This is a genomic window from Streptomyces sp. C (genome assembly GCF_000158895.1).
Classification (GTDB): Bacteria; Actinomycetota; Actinomycetes; order Streptomycetales; family Streptomycetaceae; genus Streptomyces; species Streptomyces racemochromogenes.
The window spans coordinates 6,699,028-6,700,294 of the sequence record NZ_GG657750.1 but is presented as its reverse complement, the minus strand read 5'-3'; the positions used below and the strand labels follow the sequence as shown (position 1 = coordinate 6,700,294).

Here is a 1,267-nt window from a genome sequence, read left to right as displayed (position 1 = left end):
TCGGGCGCCCCGCCCCAGTACAGCTCCTTCGAAGGGGTGTCTCTTCTTGGCCGCGGCACAAAGCCGCAGCGCCCGTCCGTCGTGCGTCGCCATCACCCGGCGGCCGGCGCCGCCTTCGGCCACCGCGAGGCCGCGCTGCCGGCCGGCGGTGGTCCAGCCAGCCGGTCCGGTGTCGCGGCCCCGGACCTCCTGTCCGCCGGCGGTCCACGATCTGATCACTCCGGCGCCCGCGGCGTGGATGAGGCCCTCACCGTGTCCCTCCCGGCCCTGACCGCCCTCCCAGTGGACCGCCAGCGCGCCACCCATCGGCGCCGGCCAGCTCCGTTGCAGCGGGAGCCGGTCCGCGCTGCTCCACACGTCGTCCCAGAAGACCTCGGGGGGCCGGGGGATGCCCTGGAGGACCTCGGCGGGGAACACGGCGAGGGCGGTCGCGCGCAGCACGGCCCAGCGGGCGGCGGGTGCCGGATGGGTGCGGAAGTGGTCGGCGACCTGCGCGTAGAGCGCCGGCCGGGGCGCCACCGCCAGGCGGGTGGCCACCAGCGGTTCGAGGACGTCCGGTGAGGCGTGCACGGCGAAGTGGTAGTCGCTGGTCAGCTCGTCCAGGGTGGCGTCGCCGGCGAGCGCGGCGTGTGCGGCGGCGTAGTGGGCGACGTAGGGTTCGGCGCTCGCCCAGTCCTCGCTGCGGGGCGGCCGCAGGGCCAGGGCGACGCGCCGGTGGAGCCGTCGTTGCCGGGCCTCGTCGCCGAGCAGGTGGGTGCCGAAGCTGGGGTGGTGCAGCCGGTGGACCTCCGTGCCGAACTCGCCGTCCCGGGCGAGGACCACTCCGGTGGCCGCGTCGATGACGTGTCTGAGGTCGTCCTCGGTGTACTGCCTGCTGCCGGGCGGGCGCACGGCGTCCGCCATGGCCAGCCAGACGCGCGGCTGGGGCAGGCCGTTGCCCTGGGCCAGTGCCAGGGGGCGCAGCAGGTCGCGGATGCGGGCCGGTTCGGCCGGGTCCAGCCGGTCGAGTTCGGCGCCGAGCAGCGAGTCCAGGACGGCGGTTCCGTGCCGGAGCTCGCCGTCCAGCCGGTCGGGTCCGGGCAGCTCGTCCAGACCGGCCAGGCGGCGGGCCCAGAGGGTGGCGACCAGGAAGAGGCCGTTGCTGCGGGAGGCGATGTGGCGGGCGGCGGCGCGCCGGGCCTCCTCGGCCCCGGCGGGCCGGTAGGGGGAGCCGTCCCGGCCGAGCAGGCGCTCGACGTGCCGCGCGATGTCGCCCTCGGTCTCGGGG

The 1,267-nt window shown here is 76.9% G+C and carries 1 pseudogene; it reads right to left on the bottom strand.

Going from position 1 to position 1,267, the window contains the following annotated elements:
• Positions 1-1,267: pseudogene (locus SSNG_RS42450) on the bottom strand (hypothetical protein); the annotation flags it as partial.